This window comes from Psychrobacter sp. TB20-MNA-CIBAN-0197 (genome assembly GCF_040309765.1).
GTDB lineage: Bacteria > Pseudomonadota > Gammaproteobacteria > Pseudomonadales > Moraxellaceae > Psychrobacter > Psychrobacter submarinus.
In genome coordinates this window covers 1-270 of the sequence record NZ_JBEOPC010000646.1, presented here as the reverse complement: position 1 = coordinate 270, position 270 = coordinate 1, and the positions used below count along the sequence as shown (strand labels likewise).

At 50.0% G+C, this 270-nt stretch carries 1 protein-coding gene; it reads right to left on the bottom strand.

Annotation, left to right across the window (positions count from 1 at the left end; all coding sequences use genetic code 11):
- Positions 1-270: type II secretion system protein GspK (locus tag AAEY83_RS15350; RefSeq protein ID WP_351060287.1), on the bottom strand; the 270-nt coding region annotated here is incomplete at both ends.

The following is a 270-nucleotide window of genomic DNA, read 5'->3' as shown; positions in this document are numbered from 1 at the left end:
GTATTGGCACTATCTGTTGCCGTGATAAGCGCCGTAAAAGCCTGACTGTCAACGGCTAATAGTGGCGTTAGTGCTGCCCGCTGCTCTTCATTCAAACCGCCCAATATTGGCAATTGCCACAATTCATCGATAGATGGCAATACTTGCTTGCGCCTCATTTCGGTCAACCCACGCATCTGCTCGCTAGTCACACCGTCCATCAGAGACGCCAGCAGTTCAGGACTGGCAGTATTGACATTGATAGGCACATAATAAGGAACGGCGCTAAGA